Origin of the sequence: Sedimentibacter sp. zth1, from assembly GCF_017352195.1 — a bacterium.
Taxonomy (GTDB): Bacteria; Bacillota; Clostridia; order Tissierellales; family Sedimentibacteraceae; genus UBA1535.
In genome coordinates this window covers 1,233,502-1,249,734 of the sequence record NZ_CP071445.1, presented here as the reverse complement: position 1 = coordinate 1,249,734, position 16,233 = coordinate 1,233,502, and the positions used below count along the sequence as shown (strand labels likewise).

General features: G+C 28.6%; 13 protein-coding genes. 9 read left to right on the top strand and 4 right to left on the bottom strand.

Annotated features, from left to right (window positions below; genetic code table 11):
- Nucleotides 1-102: 102 nt before the first annotated feature.
- Entirely contained in the window at nt 103-1,401 is a 1,299-nt protein-coding gene (locus JYG23_RS06280; RefSeq protein ID WP_207237635.1) for an MATE family efflux transporter, read from the top strand.
- A gap of 56 nt (nt 1,402-1,457) precedes the next feature.
- Here JYG23_RS06280 and JYG23_RS06275 read toward each other — a convergent pair whose 3' ends face one another.
- Nucleotides 1,458-1,583, bottom strand: coding sequence for a DUF3787 domain-containing protein (locus tag JYG23_RS06275; RefSeq protein ID WP_207237634.1), 126 nt, complete (start codon nt 1,581-1,583; stop codon nt 1,458-1,460).
- An 86-nt stretch (nt 1,584-1,669) separates the two neighbouring features.
- Between JYG23_RS06275 and JYG23_RS06270 the strand changes: the two genes are divergently transcribed.
- The 3 genes from JYG23_RS06270 (at nt 1,670) to JYG23_RS06260 (ending at nt 4,271) form a co-directional block, all read left to right on the top strand.
- Complete coding sequence (locus JYG23_RS06270) at nt 1,670-1,996, top strand: hypothetical protein (RefSeq protein WP_207237633.1); 327 nt, start codon at nt 1,670-1,672, stop codon at nt 1,994-1,996.
- 264 nt (nt 1,997-2,260) lie between these two features.
- A complete protein-coding gene (gene lepB / locus JYG23_RS06265) occupies nt 2,261-2,773 on the top strand; it encodes a signal peptidase I (protein WP_207237632.1) in 513 nt (170 codons plus the stop codon).
- Between the two features lie 55 nt (nt 2,774-2,828).
- Nucleotides 2,829-4,271, top strand: coding sequence for an aminoacyl-histidine dipeptidase (locus JYG23_RS06260; protein ID WP_207237631.1), 1,443 nt, complete (start codon nt 2,829-2,831; stop codon nt 4,269-4,271).
- Nucleotides 4,272-4,337: 66 nt separating this feature from the next.
- Here the strand turns inward: JYG23_RS06260 and pruA are convergent, their stop codons facing one another.
- Together pruA and JYG23_RS06250 are read right to left on the bottom strand one after the other, a co-directional pair.
- A complete protein-coding gene (gene pruA / locus JYG23_RS06255) occupies nt 4,338-5,963 on the bottom strand; it encodes an L-glutamate gamma-semialdehyde dehydrogenase (RefSeq protein WP_207237630.1) in 1,626 nt (541 codons plus the stop codon).
- A gap of 257 nt (nt 5,964-6,220) precedes the next feature.
- The gene (locus JYG23_RS06250) at nt 6,221-7,594 is read right to left on the bottom strand and encodes an oxaloacetate decarboxylase subunit alpha (protein WP_207237629.1); all 1,374 of its coding nucleotides are present in this window, start codon (nt 7,592-7,594) and stop codon (nt 6,221-6,223) included.
- A 284-nt stretch (nt 7,595-7,878) separates the two neighbouring features.
- Between JYG23_RS06250 and JYG23_RS06245 the strand changes: the two genes are divergently transcribed.
- Nucleotides 7,879-8,313, top strand: coding sequence for an Lrp/AsnC family transcriptional regulator (locus JYG23_RS06245; RefSeq protein ID WP_371818632.1), 435 nt, complete (start codon nt 7,879-7,881; stop codon nt 8,311-8,313).
- Nucleotides 8,314-8,364: 51 nt separating this feature from the next.
- Here JYG23_RS06245 and JYG23_RS06240 read toward each other — a convergent pair whose 3' ends face one another.
- A complete protein-coding gene (locus JYG23_RS06240; protein ID WP_207237627.1) occupies nt 8,365-9,228 on the bottom strand; it encodes a DMT family transporter in 864 nt (287 codons plus the stop codon).
- Nucleotides 9,229-9,455: 227 nt separating this feature from the next.
- Here JYG23_RS06240 and JYG23_RS06235 point away from each other — a divergent pair, with 227 nt between their 5' ends.
- From JYG23_RS06235 to prfB, 4 genes are all read left to right on the top strand, one after another.
- A complete protein-coding gene (locus tag JYG23_RS06235) occupies nt 9,456-11,045 on the top strand; it encodes an NAD(P)/FAD-dependent oxidoreductase (RefSeq protein ID WP_207237626.1) in 1,590 nt (529 codons plus the stop codon).
- 16 nt (nt 11,046-11,061) lie between these two features.
- Entirely contained in the window at nt 11,062-12,288 is a 1,227-nt protein-coding gene (locus JYG23_RS06230) for an NAD(P)/FAD-dependent oxidoreductase (RefSeq protein ID WP_207237625.1), read from the top strand.
- A gap of 51 nt (nt 12,289-12,339) precedes the next feature.
- The gene (gene secA, locus JYG23_RS06225; protein ID WP_207237624.1) at nt 12,340-15,099 is read left to right on the top strand and encodes a preprotein translocase subunit SecA; all 2,760 of its coding nucleotides are present in this window, start codon (nt 12,340-12,342) and stop codon (nt 15,097-15,099) included.
- 18 nt (nt 15,100-15,117) lie between these two features.
- A protein-coding gene (prfB, locus tag JYG23_RS06220; RefSeq protein ID WP_207237623.1) for a peptide chain release factor 2 occupies nt 15,118-16,228 on the top strand; the annotation gives its coding sequence in 2 pieces (ribosomal slippage) (nt 15,118-15,192 and nt 15,194-16,228; 1,110 coding nt in all).
- Nucleotides 16,229-16,233 lie beyond the last annotated feature (5 nt).

Sequence of the window (16,233 nt, the reverse complement as noted above, 5' to 3'; positions counted from 1 at the left end):
AAGTGAATCAATGAATAATGCGTTTGTATTCAGCCTATCGAGAGGATAGGCATGAAACTATTCTCTTTTATCATAAAGATAAATAAGAGAAAGTGAGATATAATGATTAAAGAAAAAGAAAATTATACAAAATTAATAAATAACATGGCTTTACCAATACTTTTGAATTATATTCTGTTAACATTATTTGAGGTTTTGGACAAAGCTATTGTTGGAAGATATTCAACTACGGGATTTGCTGCAGTTGGTATTGCTTCAAAAATTATATATACTTTAACAGGTACATTAGGAATTATATCTGTTGCATACAATATATTGGCAGCGAAATTAAAGTCAGAACATAATGATGAGAAATTTAACAAACTATTTAATGTAGTGATGACTATTTCAATTGCTATAGGACTTTTATTTATAGTAATAGCATTGGTATTTGGGAAAGAACTCTTTATAAATGCTTATAGGTTAAAAGGTGAAATAGCTGTATTTTCTGTAGACTATTTTTATATTTCTTCATTTACTGTACTTTTAAATTTGGCTACTTTTATATTTTCTGTTTATTTTAGAAATCAGCAAAACACAAAAGTTTCATTTTATAGTACATTTGTAGCGACAGTTATAAATATATTTTTTGATATTAGCTTGGTATACGGAAAATTTGGATTTAAAGAGTTTGGTGTAAAGGGCGCAGCATATGGTAGCGTAATTGGTTTGGTTGCAGGTATACTTGTATATATTTTTGTTCTCATTAAAAAATATAAATTAAAATTTGTATTTTCATTTGATGGCAGTTGTATTAAAAAGCTATTTAAATTGTATGTACCATTATTATTTCAGGATTTTATCGAAGCAACTGTTTTTGTAATGATGCTTATGGCTATTGTATCAAGATTAAGTGTATCAGATATTGCATCATTTAATTTACTCGAAAGCATAGGTAGTCTTATAATTCTTCCTGCATTTGCATTTGCACAGTCATCAATGACATTAGCTATACAATATAATAAAAAAGAAATATCAAATAAAATTTTAACTATCGCTACTTTTGAAACTGTTTTTTTAATCACTTTGTTATGTATATTTGTTATATTTAATCCGAAACTTACCTTTGGTTTTATAACAAAAGATGGACATTTAATTGAAAAATCAACTAAAATATTTTGGCTAGTTATCATAATACAAATTATTAATTCAATTTTACAGATTTTAAAATGTTTTTTACAGGGAATAGGACACGAAAAATTTGTTTTGAAAATTACATCTATAATTTCAATTACATCTATAATATGGATATTTGCATTAGCTAATTTATATGGGCTAAATGGAATATATGTGGGTATAATAATAAACTATTTAATATGTGTTATTATATATTTTTTTAAAATCAGAAAAGTAAATAATTAAAATAGAAAAGGTAACTGTTAATTTCTATAACAGTTACCTTTGATGTTTAGTGGAAATTATTTTTGGTTCGCGTCAACTTCTTTTTTCTCATCTAAAACTTCTTGTTCTGAAGGTATATAAACTTTACTATCCTTTAGAAAATGAGGATAAAGATTTATATCAGCTTTTTGTTTTGTCTTCATGATAATCACCACCGTACTAATATTATCACCGATATTAAAAATAATATTCATATTAAGAAAGATTAAAACGCATATATTTTTTAGAAATGCAAAATATAATAAAAAATGAAATGGAGAATATTATGATTAATGATGATACTCATGAGATTTTAAATGATTATCATGATGAAGACAAAGAACCAAGTGTTATAGCAAAAAGTATGTCATGGATGAAAACTAATATTTCATGCTCATTGCATGAATCTGATTCAACAGTAGCTGATTTAATTACAGATGGTTGCAATATGGGAGTTAAATCATTAAATAAATATTTAAATAAATACAAAGCAGCGGAAGAAAAGGTAAAAAATATTGCTAAAAAGTTATGCTCAATAGAAGAAAAACTTTCAATTGATATTAGACAATATTTGTAATGGATTAGGCTGTTATACTATAATTGTATAACAGTCTATTAATATAAATTATATTTTATTTCAAATTTAATATTGTAAAAAGTTATAAATCCTTTATAATAGAAGTAGTAGCTATAATTGGAACAAATTAATTTGACTTTAAATTATTATACAAAGTAAAATATCTATATATGATTAAGTCTAATATTTTTATAAGAAATATTTTAATAGGCAGAAGTTGCAAAATTAATAGTTACATAAAAATAAATAGGGGAGTAAAATTACATGAAGTATTTTGTAAAAGAGTGGGTGGTACCGGCATTAATTGCATTAGTTATTGTATTGCTACTAAATGCATTTGTTTTCCAACTTGTAACAGTGCCTACTGGTTCAATGATTTCAACGATTATGCCAAAGGATAGGTTGTATGTAAATAAAATTATGGACGTAGATAGTGTTGAAAGAGAAGACATATTGGTATTTAAATCGAAGGAATTAGATAAGTTATTGGTAAAAAGACTTATTGGATTACCTGGAGAAAAAGTAGATATAAAATCTAATGGTGATGTTTACATTAACGATGTTAAGCTTTATGAACCATATGCTGTTCCAACAACAACGCCTTGTAGAGAACAAACATTTATTATTCCTGAAGATTGTTTTTTCTTTTTAGGTGATAATAGACCTGTTTCAAAAGATGCAAGATATTGGAATGAACCTTTTATAAATAAAAGTGAAGTTAGAGGAAGAGCTGTGTTTAGATTTTTCCCATTTAATAGAATTGGAAGAATTGAATAAAATAAATTTCATTAAACAACATGCTAAATTAGCATAAAAGTAAAGGAGATTCACTATGAAAAATGTATTAGAAGGATTAAAGCCAGAAAAAGTATTTTATTATTTTGAAGAATTAACTAAAATACCTCATGGTTCAAAACATGAAAAACAAATATCAGATTATTTATTTAATTTATGTAAAAATAAAGGCTGGGAAGTTATTCAGGATAAAGCTTTAAATTTAATAATCAGAAAACCTGCAACTAAAGGATACGAAAATGCTCCTATGATTTTGTTACAAGGTCATATGGATATGGTTTGTGAAAAGAATGAAGGCATAAACCATGATTTTTCTAAAGATCCACTAAAATTAAGAATTATCGATAATCAAATATATGCTACAGAAACAACACTTGGTGCAGATAATGGAATTGCTGTTGCTATGATATTTGCTATATTTGATTCAGATGAAATACAACACCCAGCATTAGAAGCACTTATAACTGTTGATGAAGAAATGGGCATGACAGGTGTTCAAAGGCTAGATGGTGATATGATAAAAGCAAAACATCTTATTAACCTTGATAGTGAGGAAGAAGGTATTCTAACTGCAGGATGCGCTGGTGGGGCTGATATAGAATTTAAAGTACCATCAGAAAAGGTAGAATCAAAATTAAGTAATACATGTTTAATTAAAGTTAGTGGGTTAGCAGGTGGACACTCTGGTGGAGATGCTGATAAAGAAAAAGGAAACTCAAATAAAATATTAGCAAGAGTACTATTTGATTTATTAGATGAAATTGAACTTGTTAGCTTCAATGGTGGTTCTAAACCTAATGCTATACCTAGAGAAGCAAAAGCTGTTGTAAAAACTAATAATATAGATTCATTGAAACAAAAAGTTGACAAATGGGATAAAATTATTAAAAATGAATATACATTCAGTGATGCAAATGTAGTTATAACTGTTGAAAATACAAAAGATGAAAAACAAGTTTTATCAAAAAAAGTTGCTGAGAAAATTATAGCTTGTATTAACATAGTTCCAATAGGAGTGTTGTCTAAGAGTACAGTTATAGATTTAGTTATATCATCTAATAACTTAGGTATTGTAACAACTGATGATAATTATGTTAGTATCAATTGTCATCCTAGAAGTTCTGTTATGTCTTTATTGACAGATAGTTTTGAACCTTCTATGAGACAATTAGCAAAATATTTAAATGTTGAATATGCTGCAGGAGATTTTTATCCAGGTTGGGAATATGCTAAAGAATCAGAGATAAGAGATATATGTGCTGAAACATACAAAGAATTTACAGGCAAGGATGCAGAAGTAGTAGCAATACACGCTGGACTTGAATGTGGTTATTTACTTAAAAAATGCAAATCATTGGTTGATGCTATATCTATGGGACCAAATATGGAAGATATTCATTCACCAAATGAACATTTAGATATTGGATCTGTTGAACGTACTTTTAATTACTTATGTGAAATATTAAAAAGAATAAAATAATAAATATTATTAAAACTAAAACAGTCGTATCATTATTTTTTATGATACGACTGTTTATTATATATTTTATAACATATTTTGATATCTATAATTTGATGTAGGTGTAAAAGTTTCTTTTATACTACGAGGACTTACCCATTTAAGCATGTTTATAATACTTCCTGCTTTATCATTTGTACCAGATGCTTTTGAACCACCAAATGGATTTTGACCTACAACTGAGCCTGTACTTTTATCATTAATATATAAATTGCCTGCAGAAAATTGTAAAATATCTTCTGCATTATTTAATACGTTTTTGTCATTTGATATAATTGAACCTGTTAAAGCATATTTACTTGATTTTGCACAATTATCTAAAGTTTCATAAAAACTGTTATCATCATAAACAAAAATCGTTAATACTGGTCCGAAAATTTCTTCTATCATTGTTTTAAAATAGGGATTAGTTGTAACTATAACAGTTGGTTCGACAAAAAATCCTATAGAGTCATCATACTTTCCACCACATATGATTTCAGCTTCACTTGAATTTTTTGTATACTCTATATATGTTTTTATTTTTTTATATGATTTCTCATCAATAACTGCTGACATTAAATTCTCTCTTGTTTCTGCATCTCCCATTTTTATTGTAGAAATTTCAGATATAAGCTTTTCTTTTATTTTAGTCCACATGCTTTCAGGAATATATGCTCTTGAGGTTGCAGAGCATTTTTGTCCTTGGTACTCAAATGAACCTCTTATAAGCGCAGCAACTACTGTATCAATATCAGCAGTATTATGAACCATACAGAAGTTCTTTCCACCAGTTTCCCCTACTAAACGAGGGTAGCTTTTGTATGTAGATATATTTTTACCAACAGCTGTCCACATTGAGTTAAAAACATTTGTTGATCCAGTAAAATGTACTCCAGCAAGATTTTCATTTTCCATAACTATATTGCTTATTTCACTGGCATTTCCAGGTATAAAATTGATTACTCCATCTGGTAGGCCAGCTGCTTGTAATAGTTTTAGTACAACATATGCTGAATAAACAGCAGAAGATGCAGGTTTCCATACAACTGTGTTTCCAGCCATTGCTGGTGCTGATATTAGGTTTGATGCAATTGCAGTAAAGTTAAAAGGTGTAATTGCATATACAAATCCGTCTAAAGGTCTATAATCAACTCTATTTACACTGTCAACTCCATTCATAGGTTGCATTTTATATATGTCACAAAGTGCTTTGCAATTAGCATTGAAAAAATCAATTAATTCACATGCTGAATCAATTTCAGCTTGATAAAAGGTTTTGCTTTGACATAACATAGTTGCAGCATTTAGTGTAGCTCTCCAAGTTGTAGATGCTAGCTTAGCAGCTTTCAAAAATACTAGCATTCTTCTATCATAGTTCATGTTTTGCCATTTTTCTTTAGCTTCCATTGCTGCTTCTATAGCCATATTTATCTCTTTTTCTCCTGCAATATGGTAAAAGCCGATACTTTTATTTTTGTCATAAGGTATTATGCATTTTTTTGTGTTATTTGTTTTTATTTCTTTACCACCTATAATAAGTGGGATTTCTATATTATTATTTTTTAGTTCCATTAATTTTGTCTCTAATTCTTTTCTTTCTTTGCTTCCAATACTGTAATTTAATATTGGTTCGTTTTTAAAATCATTAATAGTAAATATTCCGTTGTTCATATATCCTCCTATTTTAATTAGTTTTTGTTTAAAAAGCATTTATTAAAAGCCTTTTAACTTCGATATGATATTATATTATCTAAATACATTTTAAATGTCAATAAAAGATAAAATAAAAAAACTAAAAGTAAATATAGAAGAAAAATATAGTGAACAATAGATATATTTTTTCTTTTAGTAAGATAGTTTGCTTTATTGCATAAAAAAACTGCACAAACAAATTTGTTTATGCAGTCCACAATTCGATTAAATAAAAATTAAATGGTTCCTCTTTCAGAGTTTTGAAATTCATCAAAACGTCTTTTTTCTAAAAAATCTTTAGCAACTTGTGGAAATAAAGTGTATGATAATATATCTTCTGTCGATTCAGCTAAATCTCCAATCGCTTTTTTGTTTTTATCAAATTCAGGTTCTAATAAATCAGCTGGTCTTTGAGTGATAACTTTTTCATCTCCAATAATTTTTTTAGTAATTTCATCAGAAATTTTAACAGCTGGTCTACCGTATAATCCTTGAACATATTTTTTGATTTCAGTAGGGATTATTTTGTATCTTCCACCTGATATAACATTGAATACAGCTTGCGTTCCAACCATTTGGCTTAATGGAGTTACAAGCGGTGGATATCCTAAATCTTCTCTTACTCTTGGAATTTCTGCTAAAACATCCTCATATTTGTCTGAAGCGTTAAGTTGCTTCATTTGAGAAATCATGTTTGACATCATTCCACCAGGAACCTGATATTTTAATGTTTTTGGCTCTGTCATCAATACCTTTGGAACAAGAAGTTTATTTTCAACATATTTGTTCATAATTGGTTTGAAATAATCAGCTATCTTGCTTAAACATTCTGTATTAATTCCAGTATCATATTCAGTGCCCTTTAAAGTATAAACCATCGATTCAGTAGCTGGTTGGCTTGTTCCAGAAGATAATGGAGAAATTGCTGTATCTATTATATCAATACCAGCTTCTATTGCTTTTAAAAGAGTCATTTGAGCTATACCACTTGTGCAGTGATTATGTAATTCAATAGGTAAATTTGTAACCTTTTTGATATCTTTTATAAGCCCATAAGCATCGTATGGTAATAAAATACCAGACATATCTTTAATACAAATAGAGTCAGCACCACAAGATTCAAATTGTTTAATTAAATCAATATAGAATTTTTTAGTGTGTATTGGACTAGTTGTATAAGAAATTGCACACTGACAATGAGCACCTTCTTTTTTTATTGTATTAATTGATTTTTCTAAGTTTCTAATATCATTTAAAGCATCAAATACTCTTACTATATCAATACCTTCAGATATTGCTTTTTTTAAAAACATTTCAACTATATCATCAGCGTAGTGTTTGTATCCTAATACATTTTGACCTCTTGATAGCATTTGAAGTTTAGTATTTTTAGTTTTAGCTCTAATTTTACGAAGTCTTTCCCAAGGGTCTTCGTTAAGAAATCTTAAGCATGAGTCAAAAGTAGCTCCTCCCCATACTTCCATTGAATAGAATCCGGCTTTATCCATTTCTTCTACTATTGGTAATATTTCATTGCTGGACAATCTAGTTGCAATAAGAGATTGATGACCATCACGTAAAGACGTTTCAGTAATTCTAACTTTTGTCATTAATTTACTCCCTTCTTTTATAAATTTAATAAATTTATATTTTATTAGTACTATTTTTACAAAATAAATCTAATTAATTATATCCTAATAAATATCAGAAACTGAACTTTAATAAATAAGTTATTACTTGATTTACCTAATATAATTATGTTATAATATAAAAAATATGACTATAGCTATAATATCATGTAATAGCTAATATGTACATAATAAACATTAGTTATTTTTATTATCAATCTAAATTAAACAACAATATTTAAACAAACAATTAATTTAATAAGGTGGTGAGTATTTTGGATATTACAGATTTAAGAATAGTTGATATTCTACAAAAAGATGGAAGAATATCTATGAAAGATTTGGGAAGAACTGTTTCATTAAGTCCTCCTGCTGTTGCAGAAAGAGTTAAAAGATTAGAAGAAGCAGGTATCATTGAGAGATATAAAGCTATTATAAACAATAGTAAGGTAGGAAAACCAATATGCGCTCTTATTAATGCAGCTATTAAACCAGAAAAACAAGATAAATTTTTAAAATTTGCTAAGGAATCAAAGGAAATTGTTGAATGCCATCATGTAACTGGACCATATAGTATGATTTTAAAAGCGTATTTGACAGAAATGGCTCATTTAGAAGAATTAGTAGGTAAAGTTCAATCTTACGGTAACACTGAAACATACATTATATTATCAAGTCCTATTGAAAACAATCCTATTTAAATTATACACTTAGACTGAAACTTTATTCTCATAAGGTTTCAGTTTTTTTGATTAAATATTTCGCTTTTTACTGAAAATATATATTATTATGGAAGAAAGTATAATTATAAAACCACCAATCATGTCCCAAATATCAGGTGTTTCATTTAGAAAAAAATAACCTAGCAATGTAGAAAAAATAATATTTGAATAGTCATATATAGAAACTTCCGATGCTTTCCCAAATTTAAAAGCATAAGTCAATGCTATTTGTCCAACACATGCAAATATACCTACACCTAATAATATTAAAATATTTATATAGTTCTCAAAATTTAAGTTTAAAAAAGCAAATGGAATACTACTAACTACAGAAATTAATGAATAATGAAATACTATTGTATATGTGTTTTCTTTATCGCCTAAAGCTCTTAATGATGTAAACGCAATTCCAGACAGTATTGCTGATATCACCAATATAGTATAAGGTATTATTGAAAAGTCAAATTTAGGCTTTATAACTAGATATGAGCCAATAAGAGCTAAAAGAAATGCAATTATATGAAATTTTTTGATTTTTTCTTTTAAAAATATAGCAGCAAGTATAATAATCACAAAAGGAGAAAGTTTATTTAATATTGCACCATCTGATAAATCAACCATCATTGCACCGTAAAAAAATAATATTACACCTAATAAACCGCAGATAGACCTAAATAAAAGGTATTTTTGATTTTCTTTTTTACCTAGTAAACAAATTTTATTTTTTTTAAGTATAAAAAAAGCTAAGATAAGGCTAAAAAAATTTCTTGCAAATATTTTTTGCATTAATGAAATATTTGGTGTTATTTTTACACAAAATTGAATAATTGAAAATGACAAAGCTGAAATTAACATACATACGATTGATATAGTTTTGTTCTTAATATTTTTCATATTTACCTTCTTTGAAATTTGTATTATTATTATATGCATCTATTGAAAATTTAATAAAAAACAATATCCTACTAAAGCATTTTGTTTTTAAGAAGAAAAACAGGATAAATTGTCAATGCATAGCAAATAGCTTTATTTAAACAAAAAAATTATTCGTAAAAGTAGAAGTATTGTGTTATAATAGTAAAGTTGAAAAAACATTATTAATTTTTTGAAAGAGGTGCAAAATGCTTAGAATTCAACAGATAAAATTGCCTGTTGACCATAGTGAAAAAGACCTAAAGGCAAAAATTGCTTCTACATTGAAAATTTCTGAAGATATAATAAAGAGCATTGAAATATTTAGAAAATCAATTGATGCAAGAAAAAAAGACAAAATACTATTTATATATACAGTTGACATAGAATTAAATGAAGAAATAAAAATACCAAAGAAAAATACAAGTGTTACAGTTGTTGAACCATTTTTATATAATGTAGAAATTACTGGAGAAACAGAACTTAAAAACAAACCAGTAATTGTTGGAAGCGGACCAGCTGGATTGTTTTGTGGCTTATTGCTAGCTGAAAAAGGATATAAGCCAATTATCATCGAACGTGGTAAAATGGTAGAAGAAAGAGTTAAAGATATAGAGAAATTTTGGAGTGTTGGGATACTAAACGAACGTTCAAATATTCAGTTCGGTGAAGGTGGTGCGGGTACTTTTTCAGATGGTAAATTAAATACTTTAATAAAAGATAGATCAAAAAGAGGAAAAAAGGTTTTAGAGGAGTTTATAAAAGCAGGTGCTCCATCAGAAATTAGGTACTTAAATAAGCCCCATATAGGGACAGACATACTAAGAAATATATTGGTTAATATTAGAAAGAGAATTATTGAGCTTGGTGGAACATTTAGATTTGAGGAAAGAGTTTTAGACATATGCTCAAAAGACAATAAGCTTACGAGATTAATAACACAAAATGACATATTGGATGCAAATGTAGCTATATTTGCAATAGGGCATAGTGCTAGAGATACATTTGAAATGTTAAATGAATCAGTTACATTAGAGCAAAAAGCATTTGCTATAGGAGTTAGAATTGAACACCCACAGAGCATGATAGATGAAGCACAATATGGAGAAATGGCTAATAATCCAAAGCTTGGATCGGCAGATTATAAATTTGTTCATAAATGTAAAAATGGAAGAAGCGTTTATACTTTCTGTATGTGTCCGGGTGGAATGGTAACTGGTGCTGCATCAGAAGCTGAAGGAGTTGTAACTAATGGAATGAGTTATCATGACAGAGATTTAGAAAATGCTAATAGTGCTCTTATAGTTACTGTTAATCCAGAGGATTTTGATTCAGATAGTCCGCTTGCAGGTATAGAATTTCAAAGAAAATATGAAAGACTTGCATATAAGATAGCAGGCTCAAATTACAATGCTCCAGCTCAATTGTTTGGAGATTTTGCTAATAATGTACTATCAAAAAGCTTTGGAAAAATATATCCTACCTACAGACCAGGTGTAGTATTTGCAAATTTAAGAGAATGCTTACCTAATTATGTATGTGAGAGCTTAGTTGAGGGTATTAATGCGTTTGGAAATTATATAGAGGGATATAATAGAAAAGATGCTATACTTACAGGTGTTGAAACTAGAACATCATCTCCAATAAGAATTATTAGAGATGAAAATTTTGAAAGCAGTATAAAAGGAATATATCCATGCGGTGAAGGTGCTGGCTACGCTGGAGGAATTATGTCTGCTGCAATTGATGGTTTAAAAGTTGCAGAGTCTATTATGAAAAAATATAAGCCTGCAAAATAACTGAATAGGAGATTATATGAAAACAAGAGTAGCTATCATTGGTGGTGGTGCATCTGGATTGATGGCGGCTATCGTAGCTGCAAAAAATAATGCAGATGTAACAATTTATGAGAAATCGAATAGAGTAGGTAAAAAAATACTTGCAACTGGCAATGGAAGATGTAACTATACAAATATTAATACGTCAGTAAATAATTATCACGGCAAAAATGTAGATATTATAAATGATGTATTGGATATTTTTAGTGTACAAAATACTCTTGACTTTTTTGAAGATATTGGTATTTATCCTTATTTTGATGAAAGTGGAAAGGTATATCCTTATTCATTACAAGCTTCAAGTGTTTTAGATAATCTAAGACTTGAGGCAGTAAAACACAATGTAAAAGAATTGACAGAATGTAATATTAGGAATTTAAGAAAATCAAAAGGTCAATTTGATATAATTACTGATGATAAAATATACAATGCAGATAAAATAATTATATGTACAGGTGGGAGAGCAGGTTCTCAATTTGGATGTAGTGGTGATGGATATAAAATGGCAGATAGCTTAGGTCATAAAACTGTTACAACGTTTCCAGCATTAGTACAATTAAAATTAGAATCAGTATTTCTTAAAAAAATTTCTGGTGTTAGATATGAAGGTGCGGTTACTTCTTTCGTAAATAGTAAAGTTATAAGAAAAGAAGATGGAGAAATATTATTTACTGATTATGGTATATCAGGTCCACCAGTATTGCAATTGAGTAGAGAAACTATAGAAAAATTAAATACTGGTCAAAAAGTATATCTTCAAGTCGATAGCTTTCCAAATTTATCAAAAAATGAACTATTTGAACTATTAAAAGAAAGGTTTATAAAATTGAAGGATAGAAGTTTAGCTGATACTCTTATTGGTTTACTCAACAAAAAACTAATACCAGTGGTATTGTCAGAAGCTTTGAATAATTATAAAGATTTAACTTACTCGAAACTTAATAAGAAACAAATTTACTCTATAGTAAATATACTTAAAGAGTGGAAATTTAGAGTTATAGGTCATAATGGATGGAATCAAGCTCAAACGACAGCTGGTGGAGTTTCACTAGAAAATATAGATATTAACACATTTGAATCAAAAAAAGTAAAAGGATTATATTTTGCAGGAGAAATTCTGGATATTGATGGTGATTGTGGTGGATTTAATTTACAATTTGCATGGAGTTCGGGATATATTGCAGGATATAATGCATCTAAATAAGTTTAAACTTTAATATATACATTCATAATATAAAATATTAAGGAGAGTTAAATGAAAAACATTTTTGAAAAAATCTTTGGCTCATATAGCGAAAAAGAAGTAAAAAGAATCGAACCAATAGTTGATAAAATTATTGAATTAGAAGATGATTATAAAAGTATGACAGATGAACAGCTAAAAGAAAAAACTAATGAATTTAAAAAAAGATTGCAAAATGGTGAAACTAAGGATGATATTTTACCAGAGGCTTTTGCAACAGTTAGAGAAGCTGCATGTAGAACCATAGGCTTAAAAGCATATAGAGTACAGCTTATTGGTGGAGTAGTTTTACATCAAGGAAGAATAGCAGAAATGAAAACTGGTGAAGGTAAGACATTAGTGGCTACATTACCGGTATATTTAAATGCACTTGAGGGTAAAGGTGTACATGTTATTACTGTAAATGATTATCTTGCAAAAACTCAAAAAGAGTGGATGGGAAAGGTCTATAACTTTTTAGGATTAACTGTTGGTTGTATAATACATGGAATAACCTCAAAAGAAAGACGTGATAGTTATGATGCTGATATAACATATGGAACAAATAACGAATTTGGATTTGACTATCTAAAAGATAATATGGTTATTCACAAAGAAGAAATGGTTCAAAGAGATTTAAACTTCTGTATTGTCGATGAAGTAGATAGTATACTTATTGATGAAGCAAGAACACCTCTTATTATATCAGGAGACGGAGAAAAATCTACAAGTCTTTATACATTAGCAGATACATTTGTTAAATATCTTAAAGGTAAAATTCAAACTCCAGAAGATAAAAAAACAAAGATGGATTATTTAATGGGCAATGTTGATGAAGAAGAAGACAATTTTGATTTTATAATTGATGAAAAAGCTAAAAACGTTACATTAACTAGTAAAGGTATAGAAAAAGCAGAAAATTTCTTCCATGTTCAAAACTTAGCTGATTCTGAGAATATGGAAATAACACACCACATCAATCAAGCATTAAAAGCTCACAATACTATGAAATTAGATACAGATTATATAGTTAAAGACCGAGAAGTAATAATAGTTGATGAATTTACAGGAAGACTTATGTATGGTAGAAGATATTCTAATGGTCTTCATCAAGCTATTGAAGCTAAAGAAAAATTAGAGGTTAGAAAAGAATCTAAAACTTTAGCAACAATTACATTTCAAAATTATTTTAGAATGTATAACAAACTTTCAGGTATGACCGGTACAGCAAAAACAGAAGAAGAAGAATTCAGGGAAATATATGGTGTTGACGTAATTGAAATACCTACTAATAAACCTGTTATTAGAAATGATAAAACAGATGTTGTTTATAAATCTGAAGAAGGAAAATTCAAAGCAATCGTAAATGAAATTAAAGAAAAACATGCAATGGGTCAACCGATATTAGTTGGTACAATTTCAATTGAAAAATCTGAACTTATAAGTAGAACGCTTAAAAGAGATGGAATTACTCATGAAGTATTAAATGCAAAGCAACATGATAAAGAGGCTGATATAGTTGCTCAAGCTGGAAGATTTGGTTCTGTAACAATAGCAACGAATATGGCTGGTAGAGGTACAGATATTGTTCTTGGAGGTAATCCAGAGTTTTTAGCTAAGCATAAAATGAAAGCTAAAGGCTACAGTGAAGAGTTGATTTCAGTTTGCGATAGTTTCAATGAATCTCAGGATGAAGAAGTTTTAGAAGTTAGAAAAGTATATAAAGAGCTTTTAGAACAAGCTAAAAAAGATCTTAAGGATGAACAAGATAAGGTTAAAGAAGTAGGCGGTTTATATATAATTGGTACTGAAAGACATGAGTCAAGACGTATTGATAATCAATTAAGAGGTCGTGCTGGTAGACAAGGTGATGCAGGAGCTTCTAAATTCTTTATTTCTTTAGAAGATGATTTAATTAGATTGTTTGCTGGAGATAGGATAAGAACGCTAGTTGAAACGTTGAAATTGCCAGAAGATGAACCATTAGAGCATAAAATGTTAACAAAAACTATTGAAACTGCTCAAGGAAGAGTTGAAGGTAGAAACTTTAACATAAGAAAGCATGTACTTCAATATGATAATGTAATGAACAAGCAAAGAGAAGTAATCTATTCTGAGAGAAGAAAAGTACTTCTTGGTGAAAATCTTAAAGATAATATCAGCAGTATGATAGACGATTTAATCAATAAGGGTATAGCAATGTATACTTCTGATGATAAATATCCTGAGGAATGGGATTTTGAAAGCTTAAAGGCTTATATAAGCGAGATATTTTCAATTAATTACAATATGAAAATTGAAAACATAGAAACCTTGACTAAGGATAAGCTTTTTAAAATGATCAGACAAGTTGCTGACACAATATATTCTAAAAAAGAAGAAGAATTTGGTATAGATAAATTTAGAGAAGTTGAAAGAATTGTTCTGTTAAGATGTGTAGATACACTTTGGATGGATCATATTGATGCAATGGATCAGCTTAGACAAGGAATTGGTTTAAGAGCATTTGGAAACGAAGACCCAGTTAGAGCATATCAAGTTGAAGGATATGATATGTTTGAGGAATTAATTGAAAATATCAAAAATGATACAGTTAAAATGTTATTTAGAGTAATGCCTCAACAACAAATGCAAAGAAAAGCGGTTGCTAAAATAACTGGAACTAATTCTAGTGGAAATAGTGAAGTTAAGAAAAAGCCTGTTGTTAGAAAAGAGAAAAAAATTGGTCGTAATGATTTGTGCCCATGTGGAAGTGGATTGAAATACAAAAAATGTTGTGGTAAAAATGAATAGATTTAAGGAGTTGATATTTTGATTGATTTATATGAGTTCACTGAGAAATTGAAAAAATTTAAAATAATCTTAGAAGAGGTAGGTGTTTCCCTTTGACATTCCAAAGTTAAAAGAGGATAACGCAGATTTTGAAAATTTTATGCAAAGTCCTGAGTTTTGGAATGACACAGCTAAGGCACAGCAAATATCTCAAAATTTGAAGTACAATAGTGATACTTTAAAGCAATATGAAGATATGGTATCTCAAGTTGAAGACTTTGAGTTGTTATTGGATTTAGTAAAAGAAGAAGACGATGAAAGTCAAGTACAAGAATTAAACAAAGAAATGAAATCTATTGATAAGTTGCTTGAAGCTATGAAACTAAAAACACTGTTAAATGGCGAATATGACCATAATAATGCTATTTTATCTATACATTCTGGTGCTGGAGGAACTGAGGCCCAAGATTGGGCTGAAATGCTACTAAGAATGTATAATAGATGGGCAGAGTCTCATGGATATAAAATAAGTATGCTGGATATTTTAAAAGATACTGAAGCTGGTATAAAAAGTGTTACTATTCTTATAACAGGTGATAATGTATATGGATATTTAAAAGGTGAAAAAGGTGTGCATAGATTAGTTAGAATTTCGCCTTTTGATTCAAATAATAGACGTCATACTTCATTTGCTTCAGTAGATGTTATGCCAGAAATTGCGGATACCGATAAAATTGATATAAATGAATCGGATTTAAGGATTGATACTTTTCGTTCGAGTGGTGCAGGTGGTCAGTCTGTAAATACTACAGATTCAGCTGTAAGGATTACGCATATTCCAACTGGTGTAGTTGTTTCGTGCCAGAATGAAAGATCACAACACAAAAATAAAGAATTTGCAATGAAAATGCTACAAGCCAAGCTTATTGAGATAAAAGAAACTGAGCATAAAGAAAAAATAGAAGATATTCAAGGAAAATATAATCAAATAGCTTGGGGAAGCCAAATAAGGTCATATGTTTTTCATCCATATAGTTTAGTAAAAGACCATAGAACAAATACAGAAATAGCTAATACGCAATCTGTTATGGATGGAAATTTAGATGTATTTATTAATGAATACTTGAAATACAAAAGTATTTGTAAATAAAGGCA